This window comes from Streptomyces broussonetiae (assembly GCF_009796285.1).
Classification (GTDB): Bacteria; Actinomycetota; Actinomycetes; order Streptomycetales; family Streptomycetaceae; genus Streptomyces; species Streptomyces broussonetiae.
The window spans coordinates 871050-894859 of sequence record NZ_CP047020.1 but is presented as its reverse complement, the minus strand read 5'-3'; the positions used below and the strand labels follow the sequence as shown (position 1 = coordinate 894859).

The following is a 23810-nucleotide window of genomic DNA, read 5'->3' as shown; positions in this document are numbered from 1 at the left end:
TCCCTGCGAAGTGACTCAGGCCAGGACCAGGCAGTGTTCCGGCCGCCAGCCGAACTCCACCGTCTCGCCGCCGCTCCAGCGGTCCTCCATGCGCGCGCGGGCCGTGTTCTGCTCCAGCACCGACAGCGTGACGCCCGGGGCGAGTTCGATGAGGTAGGTCGTGGTCGGGCCGCTGTAGACCGTCTCGCGGATCACTCCCGACAGCACCGACATGTCCGGCTCGAAATCGGAGAGCCAGATCTTCTCGGGGCGTACCGAGACGCTGACCGGGGCGCCGTCCGTGATGCCGGTGCGGGCGCCGACCGGCAGGGCGGGACCGCCGTCCAGGGACACCTCGCCGCCCCGGTAGGTCCCGGTCATCAGGTTGGACGTGCCCATGAAGGAGGCCACGAACCGGCTGGCGGGGTGCTCGTAGACGTCCTCGGGGGTGCCGCACTGCTCGATGCGGCCCTCGCTCAGCACGGCGATCCGGTCCGACATCGTCAGCGCCTCGTCCTGGTCATGGGTGACGAAGACGAAGGTGATGCCGACCTCGCGCTGGATCTGCTTCAGCTCCACCTGCATCTGCCGGCGCAGCTTGAGGTCGAGGGCGGCCAGCGGCTCGTCCAGGAGCAGGACGGCCGGACGGTTGACCAGCGCGCGGGCGAGCGCGACGCGCTGACGCTGGCCGCCGGAGAGAGTACTCGGCCTGCGGCCGGCGAGGCCGGTGAGCTGGACCAGGTCCAGCATCTCGCCGACTCGCTGCCGAATGTCGGCCTTGGCGACACCCTTGCGCCTGAGGCCGAAGGCGACGTTGTCGGCGATGCTCAGGTGGTCGAACAACGCATAGCTCTGGAAGACCGTGTTGACGTTGCGCCGGTTCGGCGGCAGCGCGGTCACGTCCTCACCGGCGAGCAGCACCGCGCCCTCCGTCGGGTCGCTGAAGCCGCCGATCATGCGCAGGGTGGTGGTCTTGCCGCAGCCGGAGGGGCCCAGCAGCGAGAAGAAGTGGCCGGCCTCGATGTCGAGGTCGAGACGGCGGACGGCGTAGGAGTCCGCGAACTGCTTGGAGACGCCGTCGAGGCGGACGGCCGGGGTCGCGTCCATGGGTCACTCTCCGGAGAGGATGTCGAGGCCGCCGCGGCGGCCGAAGAGGCGCGGGATGAACAGGGCCAGCGCGATCAGGCACACGGATCCCACGAGCATCAGCGTGCCGACGGCGTTGATGGTGGGCTGCACCCCGAAGCGGATCGCGGAGTAGATCCGCACGGACAGTGGCTGGGGGTCGACGCCGGTGGTGAAGTAGGCGAGGACGAAGTCGTCGAAGACCAGCGCGAAGATCAGTACGGCACTGGCCAGCACGGCAGGCAGCAGAGCCGGCAGGGTCACCAGCCGGACCGCCTGCCAGCGGGTGGCGCCGAGGTCCATCGCGGCCTCCTCCACCTCCGGATTCAGCGCGGCGACCCGGGAGCGCAGGATGACGGTGACGTAGGAGATCGAGAAGGTGATCTCGGCGAGCATCACCGTGCCCGTGGACAGGTCCACGCCCAGCCCCTTGAACAGCAGCATCGACGCGACGCCGGTGACGATCTCCGGCGTGATCAGCGGCACCAGCATGATCAGTCCGGCCAGCGGGCCCAGCCGGGTGCGGCAGCGCACCAGGCCGAGAGCGAGCGCCACCCCGAGCACGACCGAACCGGCCATCGCCACCAGGGAGATGCGCAGACTGGTCCCCAGGGAGGAGATCAGTACGTCGTCGTGGACGAAGGCGCGGTACCAGCGCAGGCTGAACCCGCCGAAGACGGTCGGGGACTTCTTGGAGTTGAACGAGAACAGGGTGACGACCGCGATGGGCAGGTAGAGCAGGGCGAAGAAGAGTGCGGTGACGGCGACGAGCACGCGGGGTTTGCGGCCGGCACGGCCCCGCCGGCCTCGGGCGCGGGGACGCAGCGCCGGACGTGAGGCGGCCGTGGCGGAGGGCAGCTTGAGCAGGGTCATCGGCGGGCCTCCGCCTCGTCCTTACGGGTGCGCCGCAGGTAGCCCAACATCCCGACCAGCAGGACGAGCATCAGCAGCATGGTGAGCGCGGAGCCCAGCGGCCAGTTCTGGCCCTGGAAGAACTTGTCCTGGATCAGGTTGCCGATCATGATCTGGTCCGGCCCTCCCATGAGCTGTGCGCTGACGAAGTCGCCCATCGAGGGCAGGAAGACCAGGACGAGCCCGGCCGCCGCGCCCTGCCGGGTGGCGGGCAGGGTGACGAAGAAGAAGGTGCGGACGGGGCCGCCGTACAGGTCGCGGCCGGCTTCGATGAGCGAGACGTCGAGGCGCTCCAGGGCCGCGTACAGCGGGATGATCATGAAGACGACGAAGCCGTAGACGAGACCCGCGACCACCCCGACGCCGGTGTTGAGGATCTTTGTGTTCGCGTCTGCCAGCCCGACGGCCCGCAGCGCACGCAGCACCGGTCCGTCGTCGGACAGGACGACCGACCAGCCGTACATGCGGACCAGGTAGTTGGCGAAGAACGGGACCACGATCGCGGCGATCAGCGCGTGTTTGTACCGTCCGCCGTGCAGGGCGATGGTGTACGCCACCGGGTAGGCGATCAGCAGGCAGATCGCGCAGGTCAGCAGGGCGTAGCCGAGGGAGCGGGCCAGGACCTCGGTGTAGGCGGGATCGGCGAGGGCACGGACGCCGGACAGGTCGAAGCCGAAGCGCGGGTTGCCGAGGTCGTCGGTGGTGCCGACGGCGAGGACGGCGACCAGCGCCAGCGAGGCGATCAGGAACCCGGTCATCCACAGGGTGCCCGGCAGCATGAGCCAGGTCCAGATGCGGTCGCCGTCGGCGCCGCGCCTGCGGGTGCGCGAGGAGGGGCGCAACAGTGCCATGTCAGCCCGCCTTCACATGGGTCCATGCGGTGTCGCGGGCGTCCTCCGCCGCGCGGCTGCCGTTGCGGAAGAACAGGTCGGCCTTGAGGTCGTCCTCGGTGACGAGGCATTCGGGGAAGGGCTTGACCAGGTCGGCGTACGTCTTCTCGGTGCCCGCCACCGGCATCGGGTAGCCGATGTACTCGATGTTCTTCTTCACGTTCTCCGGCCGCAGCATGTAGTCGATGAACAGCATCGCGGTGCCGGGGTGGGGGGCGTTCCAGGGGATGGCGTAGCAGTCGGAGTTGATCGGCGTGCCCTCCTTGGGGGCCTCGAAGCCGAACACGGAGGGATCCTTGGCCTGGTTGAGCATGGCGGCCATGTCCCCGCTCCACGCCTGTGTCATGACCGCGTTGCCGTTGAGGAGGTTGTTGTAGCTGTCGCTGGAGAAGCCGCGCAGCCGTGGCCGCAGGGTGCCCAGCAGGGAGGTGATCCGGTCGAGGTCACCGGTGTTCCCGGTGCTGACCGGCAGGCCGATTTCCAGGGCGCCCATGCCGAGGACCTCGTCGCGGTCGTCCAGGAGGAAGACCTTGCCGCGCGCCATGTCGCTCCACAAGTCGCGCCAGGAGCCGGTCAGTTCGCCGATCCGGTCGCGACGCCAACCGATGCCGGTCTTGTACGTGGTGAACGGGACGGTGTGCGCGGAGCCGGGGTCGTACCAGGGATCCGCGAAGTAGGTGTACGTGCCGAAGACGGCATGTGCGTTGGGGAGTTGGGAGTGGTCGATACGGCGCAGCCGGCCACCGCGGACCAGGCGCTGGGCCCACTTGGCGGAGGGGAAGACCACGTCGTAGCGGTTACCGGCGTTGAGTTTGGCGACCATGCCTTCCATGGAGTCGAAGTTCGACTGGATGACCTTGACGCCGTACTCCTTCTCGAAGCCCCTGAACACGGACGGGTCGACGTAGTCGGCCCAGTTGAAGTAGACGAGATCGCCGTCGACATGCGCCTTGACCGGGGCGAGCTGCTGGGCATCCGGCGTTTTCGCGGGCATGAACCCGCAGCCGGCGGCTGTGGTGCCCAGCAGCCCGCAGGCGCCGGCCCGCAGCACGGCGCGTCGGGTCGGTGGAAGTACCTCGGGTGACACGGAACGTCCTCTTTCGTCGAGGAACGGCACAACTCCAGGGCTGGACCGGCTGGTCGGCTCACTACGGGCCCTGACTCCGCAGGGAAGACCGGTCTGGGAGGGTGCGAGTGTGTGTCAGCGGGGGAGGGGTAAGCCCGTGAGCAGGCGCACGGTGTACGGCGCGCGGGTGGTGGTCACAGTGCGTCGCCCTTGAGGTCGTCCCTGACCCGGCGGGCGAACCAGCCGACGGCTGCCTCGCGCTGCGAGAGCGGGCCCGGCTCGAAACCGGGCGTGCGCAGACCGGCCTGCACCCGTTCCACCAGCTCGGCGTCCTCGTCGTTGGTCACCCAGCCGATGTGGATGTTCAGCCGACGGGCCAGCCGGGTGCGCGTGCTCTCCCCGTGGCGCGTGTAGAAGCCGCCGGGGATCGCCGCGCGGTCCTGGGCGGTGGGCAGAACGGTCCATGCGAGCACGTGGTCAGGGTAGAAGTCGATGAGGGTGTTCGGATAGATCACGGCGTACCGCCACACACGCCGGTCGGACTCGGCCAGACCCGGCATCGGGGCGGCCAGTCGCTGGTAGAGCCGCTCGGTCCAGTTCGAGGAGGGCTTGTCGCGCAGCGGTACCTCGAACAGGACATAGTGCTCCCGCAACTCGTCCACCACGTACGCCTGGTAGTCCAGCAACCGCATGAGTGCGGGGTGGGCCACGGGGACGTGGTAGCCCTCGAGGTAGTTGTCGACGATCACCTTCCAGTTGGCGTGCTGCTCCTCGCCGTTCGCGGCGTCGTGGATACGGTGCTTGCCGACGGGGACGAGGTCGGGCCCGGCGTAGCGGCCGACCGCCTCGGCAAGTCCGGCACAGCTCTCGGCGAGCGGGGTCGCCTCCATGTCGAGGTTGACGAAGACGAAGCCGAGGAAGGACTCGACATTGACCGGGTGCAGACCCAGTCCGGGTTTGTCCAGGCAGGGGATCCTGCGTGCCTCGGGGGCGCCGACGAGGCGTCCGTCCAGCTTGTAGGTCCAGCCGTGGTACGGGCAGCGGATCGCCTTGCCGGACGGCTCGGGCTCCGAGACCAGGCGGGTGCCGCGGTGCCGGCAGACGTTGAGATGGGCGGCGAGGCTGCCGTCCTCGGTGCGGACCACCAGCACGTCACGGCCCGCCGCGGTGGCGGTCAGGCGCGCGCCGGGCCCGGGGAGGTCGGACTCGTGGCAGACGAGCTGCCAGGACTTGGCGAAGATGTGGTCGGTCTCGGCCTCGGCGATGGCCGGATCTGTGTAGTAGTGGGCCGGTAGCGCCTCCCCGGGGTGCTCCGGGGGCGACTGTGGCGGAGCAGCGGAGACGGCGGCTGCCCGGGTGGTCGTCGAGGGGTGCATGAGGTCCTCCTCCGCGCCGCGGCGGCGGCGATGGGCGGTGAGGCTGTGCCGGGGAATTCTGCGCAGGAGCGGGCTTCCGACCTGCTGGGATCCGGCTGACTAATTGATTAGTCAGAGTGCGCTCGCAGTGGCGGCAAGTCAAGACTTGTGTCCTGACTAATTAGTTAGTTAGTCTCGAAACAGGGAGATGGCCAGGGCCCGCACAGGGCCTTTCGTGGCCAGTTCCATCAGCCCGCGGACTCCGATCCGCGCCACCCGGGGTCCCTGTCCGGACACCCCCGGTCCAGGCGGTGCACGGCTCCGGCCGAGGACGTCGCACCGCTCAGGACACCCCTGTCCATGCCGTGCCCGGCCCCGCGGCCGGCACGGACACCCTGTACCTGCTTCCCGCCCGCATTCCGACCGGGCACGGAAGATCTCCCGTCCACTCCGTCGCCGCGCCACCCCGTCTCCGGCCCGCCCGGACACGGTGCGACCAAGGAGGCACGCATGAGCGCCCGCCGAAGCCTGGTATGGCTCGGTCTCACGCCCGAGCCCGAACAGGAACTGCCCGCCGCGGTGGCCGCCCTGCGCGCACCGGCGGCCGGTCACCCGCCGTCGGACCTGGTCACCGCCGAGCGGCAGCGCGTCGAGCGGCTGGTGCTGCGCGGCACACAGCACAACTGGCTGCGCTACCTAGGCGAGGTCACCGACCTCGTGGTCAGGGCGGCGCACGGAGCCACGACCGCCGACCCCGGGCCGGCGGCGGTGGCGGTGGCCGCAGAGGTCGTCCTCGACCACCACCGCATGCTGATCGGTCTGCCCGGCACCGCCTACGCGCGCACTGCCACCCAACGGCAGGAACTGGAACGGGCGTTGGCACGGCTGCACCACGTGCGTCACCCCAACCGCTCGGAGCACACCAGCCACATCGAGCCCGGGAGCACCACATGACCGGCGTCCACTCCCTCCTTCCCGAAGGGCAGCCCGGCCTGCTCGTCTCACCGGTTTTCGGCGCCGAGCCGTACCGCGGTGTCGAGGACCTGCCCGCGTACCTCGCGGTGGGCGGATACGCGCCGCTGACCATGCGGGACCGGTTGCTCGACCGGATCCACGCCGTCGGGCTGCGCGGCCGTGGTGGCGCCGGATTCCCCACCGCCGTGAAGCTGCGCGCCGTCCGCGACGCACCCGGCCGGGCCGTCGTCGTCGCCAACGGCGAGGAGGGCGAGCCCGGATCGGTCAAGGACCGGTGGCTGCTGCGCCACCGACCGCACCTGATCCTGGACGGCCTGTGGCTGGCCGCGGCCATGACCGGTGCCGAGCGCGGCTTCGTCTACCTCTCCGACGCCCGCGCCGAGCAGGCCGTCCGGCACGCGCTCACCGAGCGTCCCACCGGCCTGAGCGTCGACGTCGTACGGACGGACCCCGCGTACGTGGCCGGAGAGGAGACCGCGGTCGTACGGCGCATCGAGGGTGGCCCTGCCCTGCCCACGGCGAAGCCGCCGCGCCCCTTCGAGGCCGGGATCGGCGGCGCGCCCACCCTGGTCGCCAACGTCGAGACGCTGGCGCGGATCGCCGTGATGCGTGCATGCCCCGACGCCGCGGCGGCCGTGGCCGGTGCCCATCTGGTGACGGTCAGCGGATCAGGCGGATCCACCGCCGCGCTGGCCGAGGTGCCCGTCGGAACGCATCTGAAGGTCCTCGCCGACCTCTGTGGACACGGCAGGGCCGGGGCGGTCCTGCTGGGCGGCCTGTTCGGCGGACTGCACGGCGCCGGCTGGAGCGACCTCCGCCTCGACCACGACCGCCTGAGGGCGGCCGGCGGCGCGCTCGGCTGCGGCGCACTCCACTTCCTGCTCCCCGAGGACTGCCCCGTCGCCGTGGCCACCGAGGCCGCCGGCTACCTCGCCGCGCAGAGCGCCCGGCAGTGCGGGGTGTGCATCTCCGGTACCGGGGCGCTGGCCGGGAGCCTCGCGGCCATGGCCCGCGGCGAGGCGGACGACGCGGCGACGGACCGGCTGCGCCGCTGGTCGCGGGAGCTGCCCGGGCGCGGCGCCTGCGGCCTGCTCGATGCCGCCGCCCGGGTCGTCTCCACCCTCCTCGCCCACTTCCCCGGCCGGATCGCCGCCCACCGCGAGGCCACCTGCCCCACGTGCGCGGACCCGGCACCACATGACGGCCGCCGGTTCGCGGTGCCGGTGCCCTGACCGCCGCCCCGGCTCCCGCCACCCGACCCGCCGAGCCGCCCCCGACCCGTCGCGACCCGTCGCACCGAAAGGACCGCCCCGTGAAACTCCTGCTGGACTCCACCCGCTGCCAGGGCTACGGCCTCTGTCAGGAACCCGCACCCGAACTGATCGACCTGGACGATTGGGGCTACGCCCAGGTGCTCGTCGGCGAAGTGCCCGCCGATCGCGCCGACGCCGCGGCAGCCGCGGTGGCCGCCTGCCCCAACTCCGCACTGCGGCTGGTGAAGTGACGTGAGACGAGACCTGTCGGCTCTCTTCGACCCCGTCTCCGTCGCCGTAGTCGGAGCCAGCGACGACCCCGCCAAGTACGGCCACGCCATCGCCGCCCAGGCCCTGCGCGCGAACGGCCGCCGCCCCGTCCACCTGGTCAACCGGCGTGGCGGCACCGTGCTCGGGCGCACCGCAGCCCCCAGCCTGAGCGCGATCGGCGAAGCCGTCGACCTGGCGGTGGTCGCCGTGCCCGCCGCCGGGTTCGAGGACGCCGTCGACGAGGCCCTGCAGTGCGGCGCCCGGGCCGTCGTCGCCATCACCGCCGGCTTCGCGGAGACCGGCGACACCGGACGGGCACGCCAGCACGCCGTCGCCGCACGCGTGCGTGCCGCCGGTGCGGTGATGGTCGGGCCGAACTGCCTCGGGCTCGCGGACAACACCACCGACCTCTTCCTTGCCTCTGACACCTTCACCCCCGGCGGCATCGCGCTCCTCAGCCAGAGCGGCAACCTCGCCCTGGAACTCCAGCTCCGCTTCCACCCGCACGGCCTCGGCTTCTCCCGGTTCGTCTCGCTCGGCAACCAGGCCGACGTCACCCTCGTCGACCTGCTCGCCGACTGCGCGCGGCACGAGGGCACCCACGCCATCGCGGTCTACGCGGAGGACTTCGCCGACGGACGCGCCTTCGCCGAGGCAGCCGCCGAGGCCGGCAAGCCCGTGGTGCTGCTCACCGCCGGACGCGGCGACGCCTCCGCACGCAGCGCCCAGTCGCACACCGGGGCCCTGACCACCTCGGCCGACGTGGTGAGCGCGGCGTGCCGGGACGCCGGTGTGGAACTGGTCGCCACCCCGCGTGAACTCACCGTCGTCCTGGCCGCGTTGAACGGCGCGAGGCGAGCGCCGGGCCGCCGGGTCGCCATCCTCACCGACGGCGGCGGCCACGGCGTCATCGCCGCCGACAGCGTCGAGGCGGCCGGCCTGACCGTCCCCGAACTCCACCCGCCGACACGGGATCGACTCCGCAAGGTCCTCTGGGAGCAGTCGGCCGTCGCCAATCCGGTGGACCTCGCCGGGATGGGCGAGCAGGACCCGGGCTCGTACGCGCAGACCGTCGCCGCGCTGCTGGCTGCCGAGGAGGTCGACGCCGTCCTGATGACCGGCTACTTCGGCGGCTACGCGCACGCCGGCGGCGGACTCGGGGGAGGGGGCACGGTCCTCGCGGACGGGGAACGGGCCGCAGCGCGCCTCATCGCCGACCGCCACCGGGCCTGCGCGAAGCCGCTCGTGGTGCAGTCGATGTATCCCGACTCGCCGACCTGCCGCACCCTGGCCGCGGCAGGCATCCCGGTCTTCGGCGCCACCGAGGACGCCGCCCGCGCCCTCGCCGCGACGACACCCGGCGCGCCGCATCCGGGCCCGGCCCCCCTTCCCCCGCCCGCTGCCCCGCTGCGCGAGAGCGGCTATCTGCACACCCGCAGGGCCCTGGAGGCGGCCGGCCTGTCGTTCCCGGCCGCGCGGGAGGTCCACAACGAGGCCGAACTCCTCGCCGCGACCGCGGAGTTCGGCGGACCCTACGTCCTCAAGGCACTCCATCTGCTGCACAAGTCCGACGCGGGCGGTGTCGCGCTCGGCCTGGCCGGACCCGACGAACTCCGCGCCGCCTTCCACGAGATGCACGCCCGGTTCGGTGCCTCGTCCTACTCGGTGGAGGCGATGGCGGACCTGTCCGACGGTGTCGAGCTGATCGTCGGCGTCGACCGCGACCCCCGATTCGGCCCCGTCGCCATGGTGGGCCTGGGCGGCGTACTGGCCGAGACCCTGCGCGACGTCGTCTTCGCCCTGGCTCCCGTGACCGCGGAGCACGCCCTGCGCCTGCTGCGCGGACTGCGCGCCGCCGCCCTGCTCGGCGGGGTGCGCGGCAGGCCCCCCGTCGACCTCGTCGCGGCAGCGGCGGCCGTCGCGACGATCACGGCCTTCGCCGCCGCGCACCCGGAGATCGCCGAGATCGAGGTCAACCCCCTGCTCGTCCGCCCGCACGGCGTCCTCGCTCTCGACTCCCGCGCCGTACTCGCCTGACCCCTCCCACGACCCCGCCCTGTGCGGCCCGAACCCAAGAGGCCCCCATGGACCTGCGCTACACCCCCGACCAGGCCGAACTCAAGCGCCGCGCCGCCGACTACGCGCGCCTGCTGATGCGTTACGAGGACCAGTCCGAGCAGGCGGGCGGCCCCCTGCCCAAGGAACTGGTCGCCGAACTGACCCGGGCCGCCATGGCCGCCGGCGTCTACGCCATCAACATGCCCGTCGAGTGGGGCGGGGCCGGCCTCAGCCTGCTCGACCAGGTCATCGTCGAGGAGGAGTTTGGCAAGGTCACCAACTGCCTGTGGGACATCCCCTGGCGGCCCGCCAACGTCCTCGCGTACGGCGACGAACGCCAGCGCGAGACGTACCTGCTGCCCGTCCTGCGCGGGGAGAAGTTCGACGCGTTCGCCGTCACCGAGCCGGGGGCGGGCTCGGACCCCTCCGCCGGCACCTCCACGGCCACCCGCACCGACGGCGGCTGGCTGCTGAGCGGCGAGAAGTGGTTCGTCACCTGCGGCGACATCGCCGACTTCCTGCTGGTGCAGGCCGACGCCGGACCCGAGCGGCTGCCCACCCTCTTCTTCGTGGACAAGGCCGCGCCCGGGGTCGAGATGACCCGGGTGCCGCACTTCATGCACTCCGCGGTCAACGGGCACCCCGAGTTCACCTTCGCCGACGTCTTCGTGGCCGACCATGATGTCCTCGGCGGGGTCGGCAACGGCTACGAACTGACCAAGGAATGGTTCACCGACGAACGCCTGATGATCGCCGCGCGCACCGTCGGCGCAGCTGAGCGCGCCCTGCAGCTGGCTCGTGACTGGGCGGTGGAGCGCGAGCAGTTCGGGGCGCCGATCGCGTCGTACCAGCTGATCCAGGGCATGCTCGCGGACTGCGCCGTGGACATCGCCGTCAACCGGGCCTACACCCACCAGGTCGCCTGGGAGGCGGACCAGCCCGGCACCGACCGCAAGACCCTGCACGCCAAGGCCGCCACCGCCAAGCTCGCCGCCAGCGAGGCGGCCGGCCGGGTCGCCGACCGCTGTCTGCAGATCTTCGGCGGCCGGGGCTACGACCGCACCTACCCCGTCGAGCGCATGTACCGCGAGCTGCGCGTCGACCGGATCTGGGAGGGCACCTCCGAGATCCAGCGGCTGATCATCGCCAACGAGCTGATCAAGCGCGGCACCCGCACCCTGGCCCTGCCCACGCACTGACGCTCACCCACCGACTCCGCCCACGCACCGACTCCGCCCACTGCCGACCACCGCACAGCGAGGACCTCCATGGACTTCCGTCTCACCCCACGCCAGGCACGGCTCAAGGCCGACGCCCGCGCCCTCACCGACGTCATCGCCGCCTACGAGGTCCAGTGCGAGCAGGACAACGGCCTGCCCGCCGACGTGCACGCCAAGATCCGCGACGCCGTTCTCGACGCGGGACTCCAGGCGGTCAACATGCCGGCCGAGTGGGGTGGTGCCGGACTCACCATCGCCGAGCAGGTCACCGTGCAGGAGGAGCTGGGCCGGCTCACCGGCGCCCTGTGGGACATGGTGTGGCGGCCCGCCAACGCCCTGCGCCTGTGCACCCCGGAACAGCGCGAGCGCTTCCTCGTCCCGGTGATCAAGGGCGAGCGGCGTGACTGCTACGCCGTCACCGAGCCGGGCGCGGGCTCGGATCCCAAGAACCTCACCACCACCGCCACCAGGAACGACAGGGGATGGGTGCTCAATGGCGAGAAGTGGTTCGTGACGGTCGGTGACCACGCCGACTTCATGATCGTTTTGGCCGCTGCGGGGCCGGAGCGCGCGCCGACGCTGTTCCTCGTCGACAAGGACACCCCCGGCATCGCGATGACACGCGTGCCACGCTTCATGCACACCTTCGTCTACGAGCACCCCGAGTTCACCTTCACCGATGTCCGGGTGGAAGAGGACGCCGTGCTCGGCGGGATCGGTGAAGGGCACGACATCACGCGCTCGTGGTTCACCGAGGAGCGCCTGATGATCGCGGCGCGCACCACCGGCGCCGCCGAACGGGCCTTGGAGCTGGCTCGTGACTGGGCGGTGGAGCGCGAGCAGTTCGGGGCACCGATCGCGTCGTACCAGCTGATCCAGGGCATGCTCGCGGACTGCGCCGTGGACATCGCCGTCAACCGGGCCTACACCCACCAGGTCGCCTGGGAGGTCGACCAGGCCTCGGCCGACGACCGCAAGACGCTGCACGCCAAGGCGTCCATCGCCAAGCTCGCGGCCAGCGAGGCCTCGGGCCGGGTGGTCGACCGCTGTCTGCAGATCCACGGCGGCCGGGGCTACGACCGGACGTACGCCGTCGAGCGGCTCTACCGGGAGCTGCGTGTGGACCGGATCTGGGAGGGCACCTCCGAGATCCAGCGGCTGATCATCGCCAACGAGCTGATCAAGCGCGGTTCGGGGGTCCTGGACCTGCCCACCGCCTGACACCGGGCAGTTTCCTGCCCGGCCGCTGCGCCGCCCCGGCGGCGTGGTGGAGTCGGGCCGCGCGTGCGCCGAGGACGTCGTCCGCGGCGCGGGGTTCCTGGCACGGCTTCCACGTGAACGAGTGGACGAGTGGGCGCGTGCACGACGGACGACGGACGACTCGCGGGCGATGCGTCAGCACCGGCGACGTTCCGGTGAGCGAAAGGTGAGGGAAAATGGTCATGGCCGACGACCACCGAACGAGGGGAGCTGCAGGGTGTCCACCAAGATGCGCACGGCAGACACGCGCGAGCGCATCCTGACCGCGGCGTGCGAGGTCATCGCCGAGATCGGCTTCGAGAAGATCCGGATGCGCATGGTCGCCGAAAAGGCCGGCGTGTCCACGGCGCTGCTGCACTACCACTTCGACACGCGCGAGAAGCTGTTCACCGAGGCGATGACCCACTCCTTCGCCAACACCGCCACCGACGTGGAACGCGACGCGCAGACGGCCTCGGCGGCGGTCATCCTGGCCCGCATCGTGCGCAACCTCCTGCCGACCGATCCCGAACTGCACCAGGACTGGCGGCTCTGGCAGGAACTGTGGGTCCGGGCCCTGCGCGACGAGACCACCCGCACCTACGCCGTGGACCTGTACGCGCAGCTGCACACCTGGGTGGCCGACGCGGTCCGGCGTGGCATCGCCTCCGGCGAGTTCGCGCCGACCGACGTGGACGACCTCTGCACGCTCGTGTTGTCCCTGAGCGACGGCTACGGCATCCGCCTCATGCTGCGCGATCCGACGGTCACCCTGGACGGCGCGCTCACCGCCATCTGGCGTCAGGTGTCCGCGGCACTGGGCCTGCCCGACGGCATGCCGGTGGAGTGAGGCCGTCGAGCGGGCGCCTCCTGTCCTGTCGGGCGTCGGCCGGGGGCCGCCCGGGACTGTGGTCCTCATGCCTCCAGGGGCAGCGTCCTGATCCACTCGTCGATGGTCATCACGTCGGCCTCGCGCGGGAAGACTCGCTCCAGGAGAATCCGGTGAACCTCCGGGTCGAGGTCGTCGCAGGCGTCGCGGAGCACGATCTGGCGGTACTGACGCTCGGTCGCCTCGCGCAGGGTGCCGAGGACCACGCCGCTGGTGGCGAGCCCGGCCAGCACCAGGGTGTCGATGCCGCGGGCCCGCAGCAGGGTGTCCAGGTCGGTGCCGGAGAACGCGCCGAAGAAGCGCTTGGCGACCACCGGTTCCTCCGGCCGCGGCTCGAGCGCCGGGTGGATCGCGGTCATCGGATTGGACTCGGTCAGCGTGTCCGTACCGAGCAGGCCGGCGAACGCCTTGTTCTCCGGGTTGATCTCCGGATGCCCGTCCCGGAACCGTACCGTCACGTGGATCAGCGGGATGCGTGCCGCCCGGGCCGCCGCGACCAGGCTGCCGATCCTGGCGAGATACCCCTCCGCCCTGTCCTCCAGCCGCGCCACGACGCTGCGCTGAACGTCCATGACCAGCAGTGCCTGTACCGCCATCGTTCCCTCTCCGAGATCGGTTGAGCAGGTCGGCCGAGCAACGTGCCCGCGTCAGGTGCAGGTCTCAGTTGACCACGGCGTGACGGCGGACTTCCCGCAGGACACGGTCGGCTCTTCATTGCCGCGAAGACCGGTGCCGGGTGTTCTCGCAGGGTCGCCTAGGATCATGAGCATGTCCGCCCTCCGCGAGCGTTCTGCTCTGAGTCAACTGGCCCCCGGCGAGCAGCTCTTGGGATACGGCAACGTCGTCCCTGCCAAGAGCGCCAAGGGCATCGGCATCGCGACCTCCCTCGCGAACCAGCTGGTCAACAACATCGGTGCGCAGTCCGCCGGGGCCGGCAGCATCGCCGCCGGGATGCCGCGCACCTCCGGCGCGCTGCTGCTGCGAGTGACCGACCAGCGGGTCGGGCTGGTCAAGCCTCTGGACGGCACCCCGGTGTGGGAGGTGCCGCGAGCCTGGGTGACCCGGGTCGAACGCCGGCCGCGGACACAGCTGATGGCCCGGTTCCGGCTGCACTTCGCCGACGGCTCCTGGCTCGCCTTCCTCACCATGCGACGCCGCACGCTCGAACAGTTCCGCTCACTCATCGGCTGACCCCGGGCCGGTGCACTACCGGGCGTACTGCCCGGTGAGGACAGCTGGGGTGACGGCTCACGATCGGCGGTGAGGTGATCCGTGGTGTACGGCGAACAGGAGGCCGGAGGCCGTGCGGACGGGCTGTCCGCTGCCGCGGTGGCGCTCGCCGCTCGCTGCGGGCCTCGGGTGAACGAGCTGGCGCGGCACATGGCACGCGACGTGTTCGAGAAGCTGCACGGCTACCCCGAGCTGCCCGCCGATGTGAAGGACGTGGAGATCGCTGCGACGGCCCGGCACGGTATGCGGCTGTTCCTGCACGGGGGTGCCGACGGGCCGCAGCCGGACGCGCTGGAGTACTTCCAGGAACGCGCCGCCCGGCGCGCCGAGGAGGGCATGCCACTGCACCTGCTGCTGCGCACGTACACCCTGGGCGTGCAGGAGTTGTTCCGGGCGCTGCGAAAGAGCGCTCGTCCCGGGGAGCAGGATGCTCTGGCCGAGCTGGCCGAGGCACTGTTCGCCGCGGCGGACCGGGTGGTGGGAGCCGTCGCGGAGAGCTACCTCGACGAGCAGGCCGCCCTCGCCGCCGAACGACACGAGCAGCGTCGCTCGCGCGCCCGGGCACTGCTGGCCGGCCGGCCGGCCGCCGACGGCCACCCGCCGGACGGGCCGGCACTGGTGCTGTGCCTGCGCTACGGTAACTCCGTTGCCGCCGAGGGGAGTTCCCGCTCTCCGGTCGCCGTACGGCGGCTGGTGCGGCGCGTTCAGACGGCGCTGGACCGGGCCCTGGGCACCGACGTCCCCGCCCTCCTCGACGCCGAGAGCGGGTTCGCCGTTGTACCGGGACGAGGCGAACTTCCCGTTCGGACAATGGAGTTGATGCGCGGGGCGACGGGGCCACAGGTACGGATGGCAGCGGCCGCCGCCACCGGAACCGGTGACATCCCGCGCGCGGCACGGCTGGCCGGGGAGGTGGTCCGGGTCGCCGCCGCGTGCGGCCGGCCACCCGGCCTGCACCGTCTCGACGACGTGCTGCTGGAGTACCACCTGTCACGCCCCAGTGAGGGCAGTGACCGGATCGCCGCCCTGCTCGACCCGCTCGAGGGCCGGCCCGAACTCGTCGAGACCCTGCGCACCCATCTGGAGCAGCGCCAGGACCGCCGTGCCACGGCCCGCCGGCTCAACCTGCACCCCAACTCCGTCGACCACCGGCTCGCCCGCATCCAGGAGTTGACCGGCATCAGCCTTGCCGCCCCGCGGGACACCGCCCTGGTGCTCGCCTCCCTGCTGCTGCGGGAGACGGACGCCGACGTCATGGAGTGACGATCGCGAAATCCGGATCCGGCGAGTCCAGCAACGTACCGAAAATGACCAGGGCGTGCGCGTCGCCGTCGAGGACCACCCGGCCCCCCGCGACCTCGTCGGCGAAGGTCGAGGCCCCGCCCAGCACGGCGTTGAGGGTGGTGCGGGCCAGCCGCAGCACGACGGCGGGCTGCTCGCGCCGCGGGGCGTCGCCGCGCATCACGGTGAGCGCGCCCCGGGACAGCAGGAGGGTCCACACCTCCGCGGTGTCGGTCAACTCCCAGCGCAGCAGGAGCCGTCCGGCCTCGGCGGCGCGCGGTCCGTTGACCCGTACCGCCATGGACCGGAAGATCTGCTCGGCCGTGAGGGCGGCCAGGACGTCCGGAGCCGAGCGGGTCGGCGTGCCGAGGATGCCGCCGCGCAGTTCCGCCGCGCCCATCAGGTAGAAGTTGCGCCACGGCCCGCACTCCGCGCCCTGGCCGAGCCGCTCGAAGGTGTCGGCCTGCAAGGCGCGGGCCGCGGCGTGGCCGGGTTCGGCGAACAGGACGTGGTTCAGCACCTCCGCGACCCATCGCAGGTCACCGGCGTCGTACGAGTTCCTCGCCTGGGCCACCACGGAGTCCGCGCCACCCATGAACTCCACGTACCGGCTCGCGGCCTGCGCCGGTGGGTGCTGCCACAGGTGGGCCGGGTTGCCGTCGAACCAGCCCATGTAGCGCTGGTAGACCGCCTTGGCGTTGTGGCTGAGGGAGCCGTAGTAGCCACGGGTGTGCCAGGCCTGGTCCAGTGCGGGCGGGAAGCGCAGCTCCTCGGCGATCTCCGTGCCGGTGTACCCGGCGTTGAGCAGCCGCACGGACTGGTCGTGCAGATAGGCGTAGGCGTCCCGTTGCTCCTCCAGGAAGCGGACCACGCGGTCCTGCCCCCAGGTCGGCCAGTGGTGGGACGCGAAGACGACGTCGGTGTCGTCGGCGAACAGCCGGATCGTCTCGGTCAGGTATCCGGCCCAGGCACTGGGATCGCGGACCAGGGCCCCCCGCAGGGTGAGCACGTTGTGCAGGGTGTGGCAGGCGTTCTCGGCAGCGCACAGCACCCGCAGGTCGGGGAAGTGGACGTTCATCTCCGCCGGGGCCTCGGTGCCGGGAGTGAGCTGGAAGACGATCCGCACCCCGTCGAGGATCTCGGTCTGCCCGGTGGCGGTGATGTCGATCGTGGGCGCGACCAGGCCGACACTGCCGGTCGACGTCGTCTGCCCGAGCCCGCAGCCGATCTGTCCGGCGGGCCCCTTGGGCAGCGCGGCCCCGTACATGTAACCGGCCCGGCGGGCCATCGCCGTCCCCGTGAAGACGTTCTCGCTCACCGCGTGCTCCAGGAACCCGGCCGGCGCGACGACCGGGACCCGCCCGGCGGCCACCTCGGCCGGATCGACCACTCCGCGTACGCCGCCGAAGTGGTCGACGTGGGAGTGGGTGTAGATCACACCCGTCACCGGGCGTTCGCCACGGTGCTCGCGGTACAGGGCTAGGGCGGCGGCGGCCACCTCGGCGCTGATCAGCGGGTCGATGACGAGGACACCGCGCTCGCCCTCCACGAAGGTGATGTTCGACAGGTCCAGGCCGCGCACCTGGTGGATGCCGGGCACGACCTCGTACAGCCCCTGGCGTGCCACGAGCCGGCTCTGCCGCCACAGCGACGGGTGCGCGGTGGGCGGGCAGTCCGCCTCCAGGAATCCGTACGCGTCCGCGTCCCACACCACCTGACCCGTCGCGTCCCGCACCACGGTGGGCTCGAGCCGCGCGAGGAAGCCCCGGTCCGCGTCGGTGAAGTCCTGCTGGTCGTCCCGCGCCGGGCTGCCGGCCACGGCCTCCTGTTCGCTCCCAGTCATGGTCATCGATGCTCACATGCGTGGAACGCCCGCGCCTGATGACAAATCACAGAGGAGCCGCTGACGCATCACAGAGGCAGCAGGAGGCGCATCACAACCGGGTGCGCCGGCAGGCCGCGGACGCGGCGCCCGCTAGCTCGCCGGTCTTGCCAGCAGGAGTTCGGTGTTGTGGTCGGTCGCGGTGCCGATGCGGGTGCCGGGGGTGGCGTAGGGGTCGTTGTAGGCGAGTTCGCGGTACAGGGCGGCCAGGCCCGGGTCCGAGGTGTCGCCGAAGTCGGTACGGTACGGCGCGGCGGACTCGATCAGTGTGGTGAACAGCGACAGTGTGCCGTCCTGGTTGTCGGCGATCTCGATGATCCGGGCGTGGTGCGGGTAGTCCACGTGGGAGGCGGTGTTGATCTCCCAGAAGGCACGCTCGGCGACACTGTGGCCGTGCGGGATGATCTGGTTGGTGTGGGTGTGGCCGTTGACCCACGCCACGACGTTCGGGAAGCGTTGGAGCAGCGTGACCAGTTCGCCACCGCTGTGACGCGCCTCGAAGGGGTGGTACGGGTCGGGGAGCAGGTTGCCCATCGTGCCGCTGGTGTGGTGGCTGAAGACGACGACGAGACGGCTGTCGGAGCCGCCGCGCACCACGCTGCCGTTGCTGTCGTACCAGTGCCCGCTGTGCGCCTCGAGGACCGACTCCAGCCAGTTCAGCTGGGCGGTGCCGAGGGAACCGTCCGCGAAACCGGCGCGGTTGGTGGTGTCCAGGCTGATCCCGAGCACACCGTCGGCGAGGTCGAAGGTGTAGTAGAGGTGGCCGCTGCCGACCGAGTCCGGGGTGAACCCGTGCCCGACGGGGCCGGCACCGGTGCAGGCGGGGCTGAGGTGCGCCTGCGCGAACTCGGTGGGGGTGAACGGATGGCGCCGCTCGTCGGGCGTGACCGTACGGACCGCACCGCCGCCGGTGATCAGTTTGCCCAGCAGGAGTACGGCCTCGCCCGGGTCGTGCAGCAGCGCGTCCGCCAGCTGCGCAGCCGTGGCGTCGTCGCAGCCCTCCAGCTTGCGCGAGCCGGTGTAGAGATCGCCCAGCAGACCGAGGTCGGGCAGGCTGCCTTCGATGCTGTCGTCGTGGTTCCCGACGGTCGTGTACCAGGGGACGGTCAGGCCGGGTGCGTCGAAGGGACGGATCGAGCCGCTGAGGAATCCGCCGATCTGCGGCAGCCCCTTGGCCTTGTACGCGTCCTGGAGCGAGGACTCGGGATTCCAGTACTGGGCGCTGCCGGAGTTCTGGACGCCCTCGTAGCGGGCGAGATCACCGCTGTTCGGAGTGATCCGGCCGCCGCTCATGACGGTCAGATACCAGTCGAGTTCGATCCGCTCGTGGTTGTCGGTGTTGTCGCCGGTGGCCATCACGAAGCTGAACGGCAGGCCGGTGTACGGGCCTTGGCGTATCTGGTTGACCCGCTCGACGAGGGAGGAGGCGCCCCGCACGGTCAGCGCCTCCTGCGGGCGGTGCGCGCTGTCGATGAACCGTGCCAGGTACTCGAACCGCACGGGTGACTCGGTGTCCGTCAGGTGCAGGTCCGTGAACTGGACGAAGGAGGCGAGCCCCGTGCGGCGGTCGTCCCTGCCGGAGGCGGCGCCGGCCAGTTCGGCACGCACGGCCAACGGCCAGCCCGGCCCCGGCGTCAGCCGCTTGTACGCCCCGTCGCCGACCGGCGTCGCCACCTGTTCCAGGGTGGTCCCGTCGATCCGTACGGCACGTGCTGCCGTGGTGGCCAGGGCACGGTCGAGCGCCCGCGCCCGACCGGCCGTCAGGACCGGCATGACGGCCGCCCCCGCGGCGACCGCGGACATCCCCGACACGAACCGACGGCGGCTCATCCCGCTCATGAATCCCCCTTGTCCGACAAGGCATTTGGTCGCCCGGCCCGGTTGCCGGACGTGTGCGCCCCGGCATCCTTACTGACGAGTAGGCAGGCGTCCAGGGTCAGGCGGAAAACTTGGGGGAAACACTGTGAACGTGTGGCGGCACCCGGTGGCGCGGCCGGGCTGCGTCAACGAGAGGTGCCGAGTGGTGCCGAGGCCAGGGGTGCCCGCGAGTGGGTCGTGGCACGGCCGTACGCGGGCCGCCGCCCGGGCCCGACCGCTCGCGTCGAGCGAAGCGGGCGGGGCAGGGCGGCACAAGGCGGTGCGAGACGGCGGCACAAGGCGGTGCGAGACGGCAGTGACAGGGCGGCGGGACGGCGCGTGGCGATGTCGGCCCGGCTCGCGATCGCGGCCATCGCGTCGGGCCCGGCCGGTCGTGGACAGAGCCGGCGACCGTGCCGTTCCTCGGCCGGGAGGCCCCGCTCCCCGGCAGGTTCGAACGCCCCTGGCCGTGGCGGGGGAGCCGCGCATGGCCGAGGGCCGCCGGGGACCCGGACCGCGCACGGCCAGTTAGTTGCTCCATTGCGCAACGGTGCAGCTATGATCTCGGTGATCGCAGCCACTGCACCATCCCCAGGCGACCGCACGGGCGGAGAAGCCGGAGGAAGCTGACATGACCGGACTGAAGAGCTTCACCAGCTTCACTGTCCCGGGCTACGGCCCCGAACGCCCCCGCTGGACGCGGCTCTTCGCCCGCGACTCTCCGGTCCGCCGCCTGGACTGGCCGATACTGCTGTCGGCCCTGGCGCTGTCGCTCATCGGCTCGCTCCTGGTCTACTCCGCGACCCGCAACCGCACCGCCATCAACCAGGGCGACCCGCACTACTTCCTGATCCGGCACCTGATGAATCTCGGCATCGGGTTCGTCCTGATGATCGGCACCCTCTGGCTGGGGCACCGGGGCCTGCGCAATGCGGCGCCGGTTCTCTACGGCCTCTCGGTCTTCGGCGTGCTGCTGGTGCTCACCCCGCTCGGTGCGACCATCAACGGCAACCGCAACTGGATCGTCCTGGGCGGCGGATTCTCCCTCCAGCCGTCGGAGTTCGTGAAGGTCACGATCATCCTGGGTATGGCGGTACTCCTGTCGGCCCGGGTCGACGCGGCGGACCGGACGTACCCGGACAGCCGAACCGTCATCCAGGCCCTGGGCCTGGCCGCCGTGCCGATCATGGTCGTACTGATGATGCCCGACCTCGGCTCGACGATGGTCATGACGGTCACGATCCTGGGCGTGCTGCTCGCCTCCGGCGCTCCCAACCGCTGGATCTTCGGCCTGCTCGGCGTCGGGGTCCTCGGCGCCGTCGCCGTCTGGCGGTTGCACATCCTCGACACGTACCAGATCAACCGCTTCGCCGCCTTCGCGGACCCGAGCCTGGACCCGTCCGGAGTCGGCTACAACACCAACCAGGCCCGGATCGCCATCGGTTCCGGCGGCCTGACCGGCGAGGGGCTCTTCCACGGTGCCCAGACCACGGGCCAGTTCGTTCCGGAACAACAGACCGACTTCGTGTTCACGGTCGCGGGCGAGGAGCTGGGATTCGTCGGAGCGGGCCTGATCATCGTCCTGATCGGGGTGGTGCTGTGGCGCGCCTGCCGTATCGCCCGCGAGGCGCCGGACCTGTACGGCACGATCGTCGCCGCCGGGATCGTCGCGTGGTTCTCCTTCCAGTCCTTCGAGAACATCGGTATGGCCCTGGGCATCATGCCGGTGGCGGGCATTCCCCTGCCGTTCGTCTCCTACGGCGGCTCGTCCATGTTCGCGGTGTGGACGGCGGTGGGTCTGCTGCAGTCCATCCGGGTGCGGCGGCCCGTGCGGGCGTAGCGGGGCGTGCCGCGAACCGGGCGACGCCGAGCCGGTGTCCTCGGCGCGTCCGCTGTTGCCCGGTCGATGCGATCTCGGGTCCACCGGAGAGAACCAGCCGGGCGACCACATCCGGGTTCTCGGCTGCTGCCCGCGCCACCATGATCGCCCCGAGACAGCGGCCGCACTGGTGAGCCGAGTGCAGACGGATCAGGGGCGACGACATGAAGGCCTCGGACAGCGGCCCCGGTTGGCGTCGCCGCATCCGGCCGCCCTGCCCGGCACCGTGCCAGGATCAGGCGCGGGCGCCCTGCGTCGCCGGCTTCCGGAACTTGCGTCCCGGTGATCCCCGAATGGCAGGATCACTGGCGCCGCACCTGGTGTGTCGCCGCATCCTGGGCTGCCATGACCTCGTCGCCGTGTGCGAAGGCCCATGCGCCCACGGCGTCGATCGGCGCCAGCAGAGTCCGGCCCAGAGCGGTGAGCTGGTACTCGACCCGGGAAGAGGTGCCGGGGTGTGCGTGCCGCTCGACCAGTCCGTTGAACTGCAGCCGGCGTAGGGTCTCGGTGAGGACCTTGGAGCTGATGCCCCCGATCCGCTCCCGCAGTTCCGCCGGACGTCTGGGACCGTCGCGCAGCGCCCAGACGACCACGGCATTCCAGGTGTTGGAGAGCAGATCGAAGGCGAGGCGCGCACGGCAGTCGGCGAGGAAGGCGTCGGTCGTCACGTACCAAATGGTGCCCTGCAGGCCCTCTAGCGTCGATGCGAACGCGCGAAGCAGGCACGGAGAGGGGACGTTGATGAGAATCGGCGTACTGGGAACGGGCAACATGGCCGACGCGCTCGCCACCCACTGGGTGCGGGCCGGGCACGACGTGGCCATCGGGGGACGGGACGCGGACAGGGCGGAGCGGCTCGCGAGGCGCGTCGGAGACGGCGCGAAGCCCACCGGTCTGCGTGCGGCGGCCGAGTTCGGGGAGGCGGTACTGGCCGCGCTGCCCTTCGGGGCGGGAGCGGACGTGGTACGCGTCCTGCGCCCGGCCCTGGCCGGGAAGGTGCTGGTCGACTGCTCCAACCCGGTCGGGCCAGGCTTCCGGCTGCTGACGGAGGGCGGCCCCTCGGCCGCCCGGCAACTGGCCGCTGCGGCACCGGGAGCCCATGTGGTCAAGGCCTTCAACCTCTGCCACGAGGCCGTGTGGCGCATGCGGCCGCCCGTCTTCGACGGCAGGCCGCTGGCCGTGCCCGTCTGCGGGGACGACGAGGCGGCCCTCGCATGCGTACACGAGTTGGTACGGGACGTGGGCTGCGAACCCGTGACCGGCGGCGGACTCGAACGTGCCGGCCTGCTGGAAGCGACTGCCGCCCTGTTCATCGCGCTGTGGGTCGGCGAGGGAGCCGATGTCCAGGCCATCGCACCGCCACTGGCCTACGCGGCCGGACCGGACCCGCGCGGGGATGTGACCGCGTAGCTCGGCACCGGGGAGTCGTCGGCTGTTACAAGACGGCGACACACGGCGATGAACGCCTGGCGCCACTGTCTCGTCACTACTAATGACCACGCCAATCGGCATGTAGCTCTCTTTTGGCGCGAAGAACTGTTCTCACCATGGAAAGGTACATATCTGTCATGTTCTCGAAGCGGCGTTCCCTGCGCATAGCCGTCGTCGGCGCTCTCGGCACGGCCTCGCTCGCCCTCGCGGGTTCCGCGATGGCGGCCACGCCGGCCGCCCACGCCACCACGGCGGTGGTCGCGCACTCCCAGGCCGCCAAGCCCGGCATCACGGCCAAGCCTTCGGTGGCCTCCGTCCGCGCCTGGCAGCTGTTCCGGGTCACGGGCAAGGCCACCGGCCTCAAGGCGGGCAGCCAGGTCACGCTCCAGCAGAAGCAGCACGGCAAGTGGGTCAGCCTGCCCGCGTCCACGCCCGTCCACCGCGACGGCTCCTACTCGCTGGGCGTCAAGCTGGGCATCAAGGGCAAGAACGACCTGCGTATCGTCAACGGCGGGACGGCCTCACCGGTCTTCAACGTGACGGTCCGCTGAGCTGCACCGACCTCCACCGGCGGCGGTGGTCCGCCCTGACCCAAGGGCGGACCACCGCTGACGACAGTCGGTTCAGGAAGCGTGTGAAGCCGGGCCTCGGTGCGGGCCGAGACCCGGGTCGGCGGTGGTGCTGCGGTGCCTCCTGTGCATGCCCGTGTTCCCACGGTGGTGGTGTGCCCCGCTGACCATCATGGCCATGCCCAGGCAGAAGATGAGCGCCAGGGCGAGGCCCGAGCAGAACAGGGCGAGCGGGCCGAGGGTGGCGATGTCGTGACCGAGCACCGACACGGTGTGGCCAGGACCGTTGGACAGGTTGTCGCTGATCGCCAGGGCCGTGAAGGCACCCGTCGCCGCGAGGAGGAGCAGTCCGAGGAACAGCATCCGATTCATCCCCTCAGGGAGTCGTCCTTCCGTTGCAAGTACCGAGTGGCGCGTACCGGGTACCACGTACTGAGTACCTGAATGACG

At 71.2% G+C, this 23810-nt stretch carries 22 protein-coding genes; 12 read left to right on the top strand and 10 right to left on the bottom strand.

Annotated elements, in window-relative coordinates; all coding sequences use genetic code 11:
• Positions 1-15 precede the first annotated feature (15 nt).
• The 5 genes from GQF42_RS04320 to GQF42_RS04300 all read right to left on the bottom strand — a co-directional run bounded on the left by GQF42_RS04320 (position 16) and on the right by GQF42_RS04300 (position 5348).
• On the bottom strand, positions 16-1086 hold the full coding sequence (locus GQF42_RS04320; RefSeq protein WP_158917797.1) for an ABC transporter ATP-binding protein: 1071 nt from the start codon (positions 1084-1086) through the stop codon (positions 16-18).
• A gap of 3 nt (positions 1087-1089) precedes the next feature.
• Positions 1090-1977 (bottom strand): ABC transporter permease, encoded by an 888-nt coding sequence (locus tag GQF42_RS04315; protein ID WP_158917795.1) that lies wholly within the window; start codon positions 1975-1977, stop codon positions 1090-1092.
• The gene (locus tag GQF42_RS04310; protein ID WP_158917793.1) at positions 1974-2867 is read right to left on the bottom strand and encodes an ABC transporter permease; all 894 of its coding nucleotides are present in this window, start codon (positions 2865-2867) and stop codon (positions 1974-1976) included. The genes GQF42_RS04315 and GQF42_RS04310 overlap by 4 nt, the downstream gene beginning before the upstream one ends.
• A gap of 1 nt (position 2868) precedes the next feature.
• Entirely contained in the window at positions 2869-3993 is a 1125-nt protein-coding gene (locus GQF42_RS04305) for a polyamine ABC transporter substrate-binding protein (RefSeq protein WP_233273230.1), read from the bottom strand.
• A 173-nt stretch (positions 3994-4166) separates the two neighbouring features.
• Positions 4167-5348 (bottom strand): aromatic ring-hydroxylating oxygenase subunit alpha, encoded by a 1182-nt coding sequence (locus tag GQF42_RS04300; protein ID WP_158917791.1) that lies wholly within the window; start codon positions 5346-5348, stop codon positions 4167-4169.
• 489 nt (positions 5349-5837) lie between these two features.
• On the opposite strand from GQF42_RS04300, the gene GQF42_RS04295 reads away from it, so the two are divergent.
• From GQF42_RS04295 to GQF42_RS04265, 7 genes are all read left to right on the top strand, one after another.
• Positions 5838-6281 (top strand): hypothetical protein, encoded by a 444-nt coding sequence (locus GQF42_RS04295; protein ID WP_158917789.1) that lies wholly within the window; start codon positions 5838-5840, stop codon positions 6279-6281.
• Entirely contained in the window at positions 6278-7534 is a 1257-nt protein-coding gene (locus GQF42_RS04290) for an NADH-ubiquinone oxidoreductase-F iron-sulfur binding region domain-containing protein (protein WP_158917787.1), read from the top strand. Before GQF42_RS04295 ends, GQF42_RS04290 begins: the two co-directional genes overlap by 4 nt.
• Before the next feature lie 80 nt (positions 7535-7614).
• A complete protein-coding gene (locus GQF42_RS04285) occupies positions 7615-7806 on the top strand; it encodes a ferredoxin (protein WP_158917785.1) in 192 nt (63 codons plus the stop codon).
• Position 7807: 1 nt separating this feature from the next.
• Positions 7808-9862, top strand: coding sequence for an acetate--CoA ligase family protein (locus tag GQF42_RS04280; RefSeq protein WP_158917783.1), 2055 nt, complete (start codon positions 7808-7810; stop codon positions 9860-9862).
• Positions 9863-9909: 47 nt separating this feature from the next.
• Complete coding sequence (locus tag GQF42_RS04275) at positions 9910-11082, top strand: acyl-CoA dehydrogenase family protein (RefSeq protein ID WP_158917781.1); 1173 nt, start codon at positions 9910-9912, stop codon at positions 11080-11082.
• Positions 11083-11151: 69 nt separating this feature from the next.
• Complete coding sequence (locus GQF42_RS04270; protein ID WP_158917779.1) at positions 11152-12324, top strand: acyl-CoA dehydrogenase family protein; 1173 nt, start codon at positions 11152-11154, stop codon at positions 12322-12324.
• Between the two features lie 256 nt (positions 12325-12580).
• Positions 12581-13192, top strand: coding sequence for a TetR/AcrR family transcriptional regulator (locus GQF42_RS04265; protein WP_158917777.1), 612 nt, complete (start codon positions 12581-12583; stop codon positions 13190-13192).
• A gap of 65 nt (positions 13193-13257) precedes the next feature.
• Here GQF42_RS04265 and GQF42_RS04260 read toward each other — a convergent pair whose 3' ends face one another.
• Positions 13258-13827 (bottom strand): cysteine hydrolase family protein, encoded by a 570-nt coding sequence (locus GQF42_RS04260; RefSeq protein WP_158917775.1) that lies wholly within the window; start codon positions 13825-13827, stop codon positions 13258-13260.
• Between the two features lie 172 nt (positions 13828-13999).
• Between GQF42_RS04260 and GQF42_RS04255 the strand changes: the two genes are divergently transcribed.
• Positions 14000-14422, top strand: a complete 423-nt coding sequence (locus tag GQF42_RS04255; RefSeq protein WP_158917773.1) for a hypothetical protein — start codon at positions 14000-14002, stop codon at positions 14420-14422.
• Between the two features lie 84 nt (positions 14423-14506).
• On the top strand, positions 14507-15724 hold the full coding sequence (locus tag GQF42_RS04250; RefSeq protein WP_233273229.1) for a PucR family transcriptional regulator: 1218 nt from the start codon (positions 14507-14509) through the stop codon (positions 15722-15724).
• Here GQF42_RS04250 and GQF42_RS04245 read toward each other — a convergent pair.
• Both GQF42_RS04245 and GQF42_RS04240 read right to left on the bottom strand, forming a co-directional pair.
• On the bottom strand, positions 15714-17585 hold the full coding sequence (locus GQF42_RS04245) for an alkyl/aryl-sulfatase (protein WP_158917771.1): 1872 nt from the start codon (positions 17583-17585) through the stop codon (positions 15714-15716). The two genes, GQF42_RS04250 and GQF42_RS04245, sit on opposite strands and share 11 nt — an antisense overlap.
• A gap of 132 nt (positions 17586-17717) precedes the next feature.
• On the bottom strand, positions 17718-19463 hold the full coding sequence (locus tag GQF42_RS04240; protein WP_158917769.1) for a TIGR03767 family metallophosphoesterase: 1746 nt from the start codon (positions 19461-19463) through the stop codon (positions 17718-17720).
• Positions 19464-20112: 649 nt separating this feature from the next.
• On the opposite strand from GQF42_RS04240, the gene rodA reads away from it, so the two are divergent.
• Positions 20113-21321, top strand: coding sequence for a rod shape-determining protein RodA (gene rodA, locus GQF42_RS04235; RefSeq protein WP_158917767.1), 1209 nt, complete (start codon positions 20113-20115; stop codon positions 21319-21321).
• Positions 21322-21662: 341 nt separating this feature from the next.
• On the opposite strand, the gene GQF42_RS04230 is transcribed toward rodA, so the two are convergent.
• Entirely contained in the window at positions 21663-22028 is a 366-nt protein-coding gene (locus GQF42_RS04230) for a winged helix-turn-helix transcriptional regulator (RefSeq protein WP_158917765.1), read from the bottom strand.
• 73 nt (positions 22029-22101) lie between these two features.
• On the opposite strand from GQF42_RS04230, the gene GQF42_RS04225 reads away from it, so the two are divergent.
• Together GQF42_RS04225 and GQF42_RS04220 are read left to right on the top strand one after the other, a co-directional pair.
• Complete coding sequence (locus tag GQF42_RS04225) at positions 22102-22770, top strand: NADPH-dependent F420 reductase (protein ID WP_158917763.1); 669 nt, start codon at positions 22102-22104, stop codon at positions 22768-22770.
• Between the two features lie 158 nt (positions 22771-22928).
• Entirely contained in the window at positions 22929-23342 is a 414-nt protein-coding gene (locus tag GQF42_RS04220) for a hypothetical protein (protein WP_158917761.1), read from the top strand.
• A gap of 72 nt (positions 23343-23414) precedes the next feature.
• Here the strand turns inward: GQF42_RS04220 and GQF42_RS04215 are convergent, their stop codons facing one another.
• On the bottom strand, positions 23415-23732 hold the full coding sequence (locus tag GQF42_RS04215; RefSeq protein WP_233273228.1) for a hypothetical protein: 318 nt from the start codon (positions 23730-23732) through the stop codon (positions 23415-23417).
• Positions 23733-23810: the final 78 nt, after the last annotated feature.

Bases quoted from the DNA above. Each gene is read 5' to 3' on its own strand.
- GQF42_RS04320 (WP_158917797.1), bottom strand. From the start codon at position 1,086: ATGGACGCGACCCCGGCCGTCCGCCTCGACGGCGTCTCCAAGCAGTTC.
- GQF42_RS04315 (WP_158917795.1), bottom strand. From the start codon at position 1,977: ATGACCCTGCTCAAGCTGCCCTCCGCCACGGCCGCCTCACGTCCGGCG.
- GQF42_RS04310 (WP_158917793.1), bottom strand. From the start codon at position 2,867: ATGGCACTGTTGCGCCCCTCCTCGCGCACCCGCAGGCGCGGCGCCGAC.
- GQF42_RS04300 (WP_158917791.1), bottom strand. From the start codon at position 5,348: ATGCACCCCTCGACGACCACCCGGGCAGCCGCCGTCTCCGCTGCTCCG.
- GQF42_RS04295 (WP_158917789.1), top strand. From the start codon at position 5,838: ATGAGCGCCCGCCGAAGCCTGGTATGGCTCGGTCTCACGCCCGAGCCC.
- GQF42_RS04290 (WP_158917787.1), top strand. From the start codon at position 6,278: ATGACCGGCGTCCACTCCCTCCTTCCCGAAGGGCAGCCCGGCCTGCTC.
- GQF42_RS04275 (WP_158917781.1), top strand. From the start codon at position 9,910: ATGGACCTGCGCTACACCCCCGACCAGGCCGAACTCAAGCGCCGCGCC.
- GQF42_RS04270 (WP_158917779.1), top strand. From the start codon at position 11,152: ATGGACTTCCGTCTCACCCCACGCCAGGCACGGCTCAAGGCCGACGCC.
- GQF42_RS04260 (WP_158917775.1), bottom strand. From the start codon at position 13,827: ATGGCGGTACAGGCACTGCTGGTCATGGACGTTCAGCGCAGCGTCGTG.
- GQF42_RS04255 (WP_158917773.1), top strand. From the start codon at position 14,000: ATGTCCGCCCTCCGCGAGCGTTCTGCTCTGAGTCAACTGGCCCCCGGC.
- GQF42_RS04245 (WP_158917771.1), bottom strand. From the start codon at position 17,585: ATGACTGGGAGCGAACAGGAGGCCGTGGCCGGCAGCCCGGCGCGGGAC.
- GQF42_RS04240 (WP_158917769.1), bottom strand. From the start codon at position 19,463: ATGAGCGGGATGAGCCGCCGTCGGTTCGTGTCGGGGATGTCCGCGGTC.
- rodA (WP_158917767.1), top strand. From the start codon at position 20,113: ATGACCGGACTGAAGAGCTTCACCAGCTTCACTGTCCCGGGCTACGGC.
- GQF42_RS04225 (WP_158917763.1), top strand. From the start codon at position 22,102: ATGAGAATCGGCGTACTGGGAACGGGCAACATGGCCGACGCGCTCGCC.
- GQF42_RS04220 (WP_158917761.1), top strand. From the start codon at position 22,929: ATGTTCTCGAAGCGGCGTTCCCTGCGCATAGCCGTCGTCGGCGCTCTC.
- GQF42_RS04215 (WP_233273228.1), bottom strand. From the start codon at position 23,732: ATGAATCGGATGCTGTTCCTCGGACTGCTCCTCCTCGCGGCGACGGGT.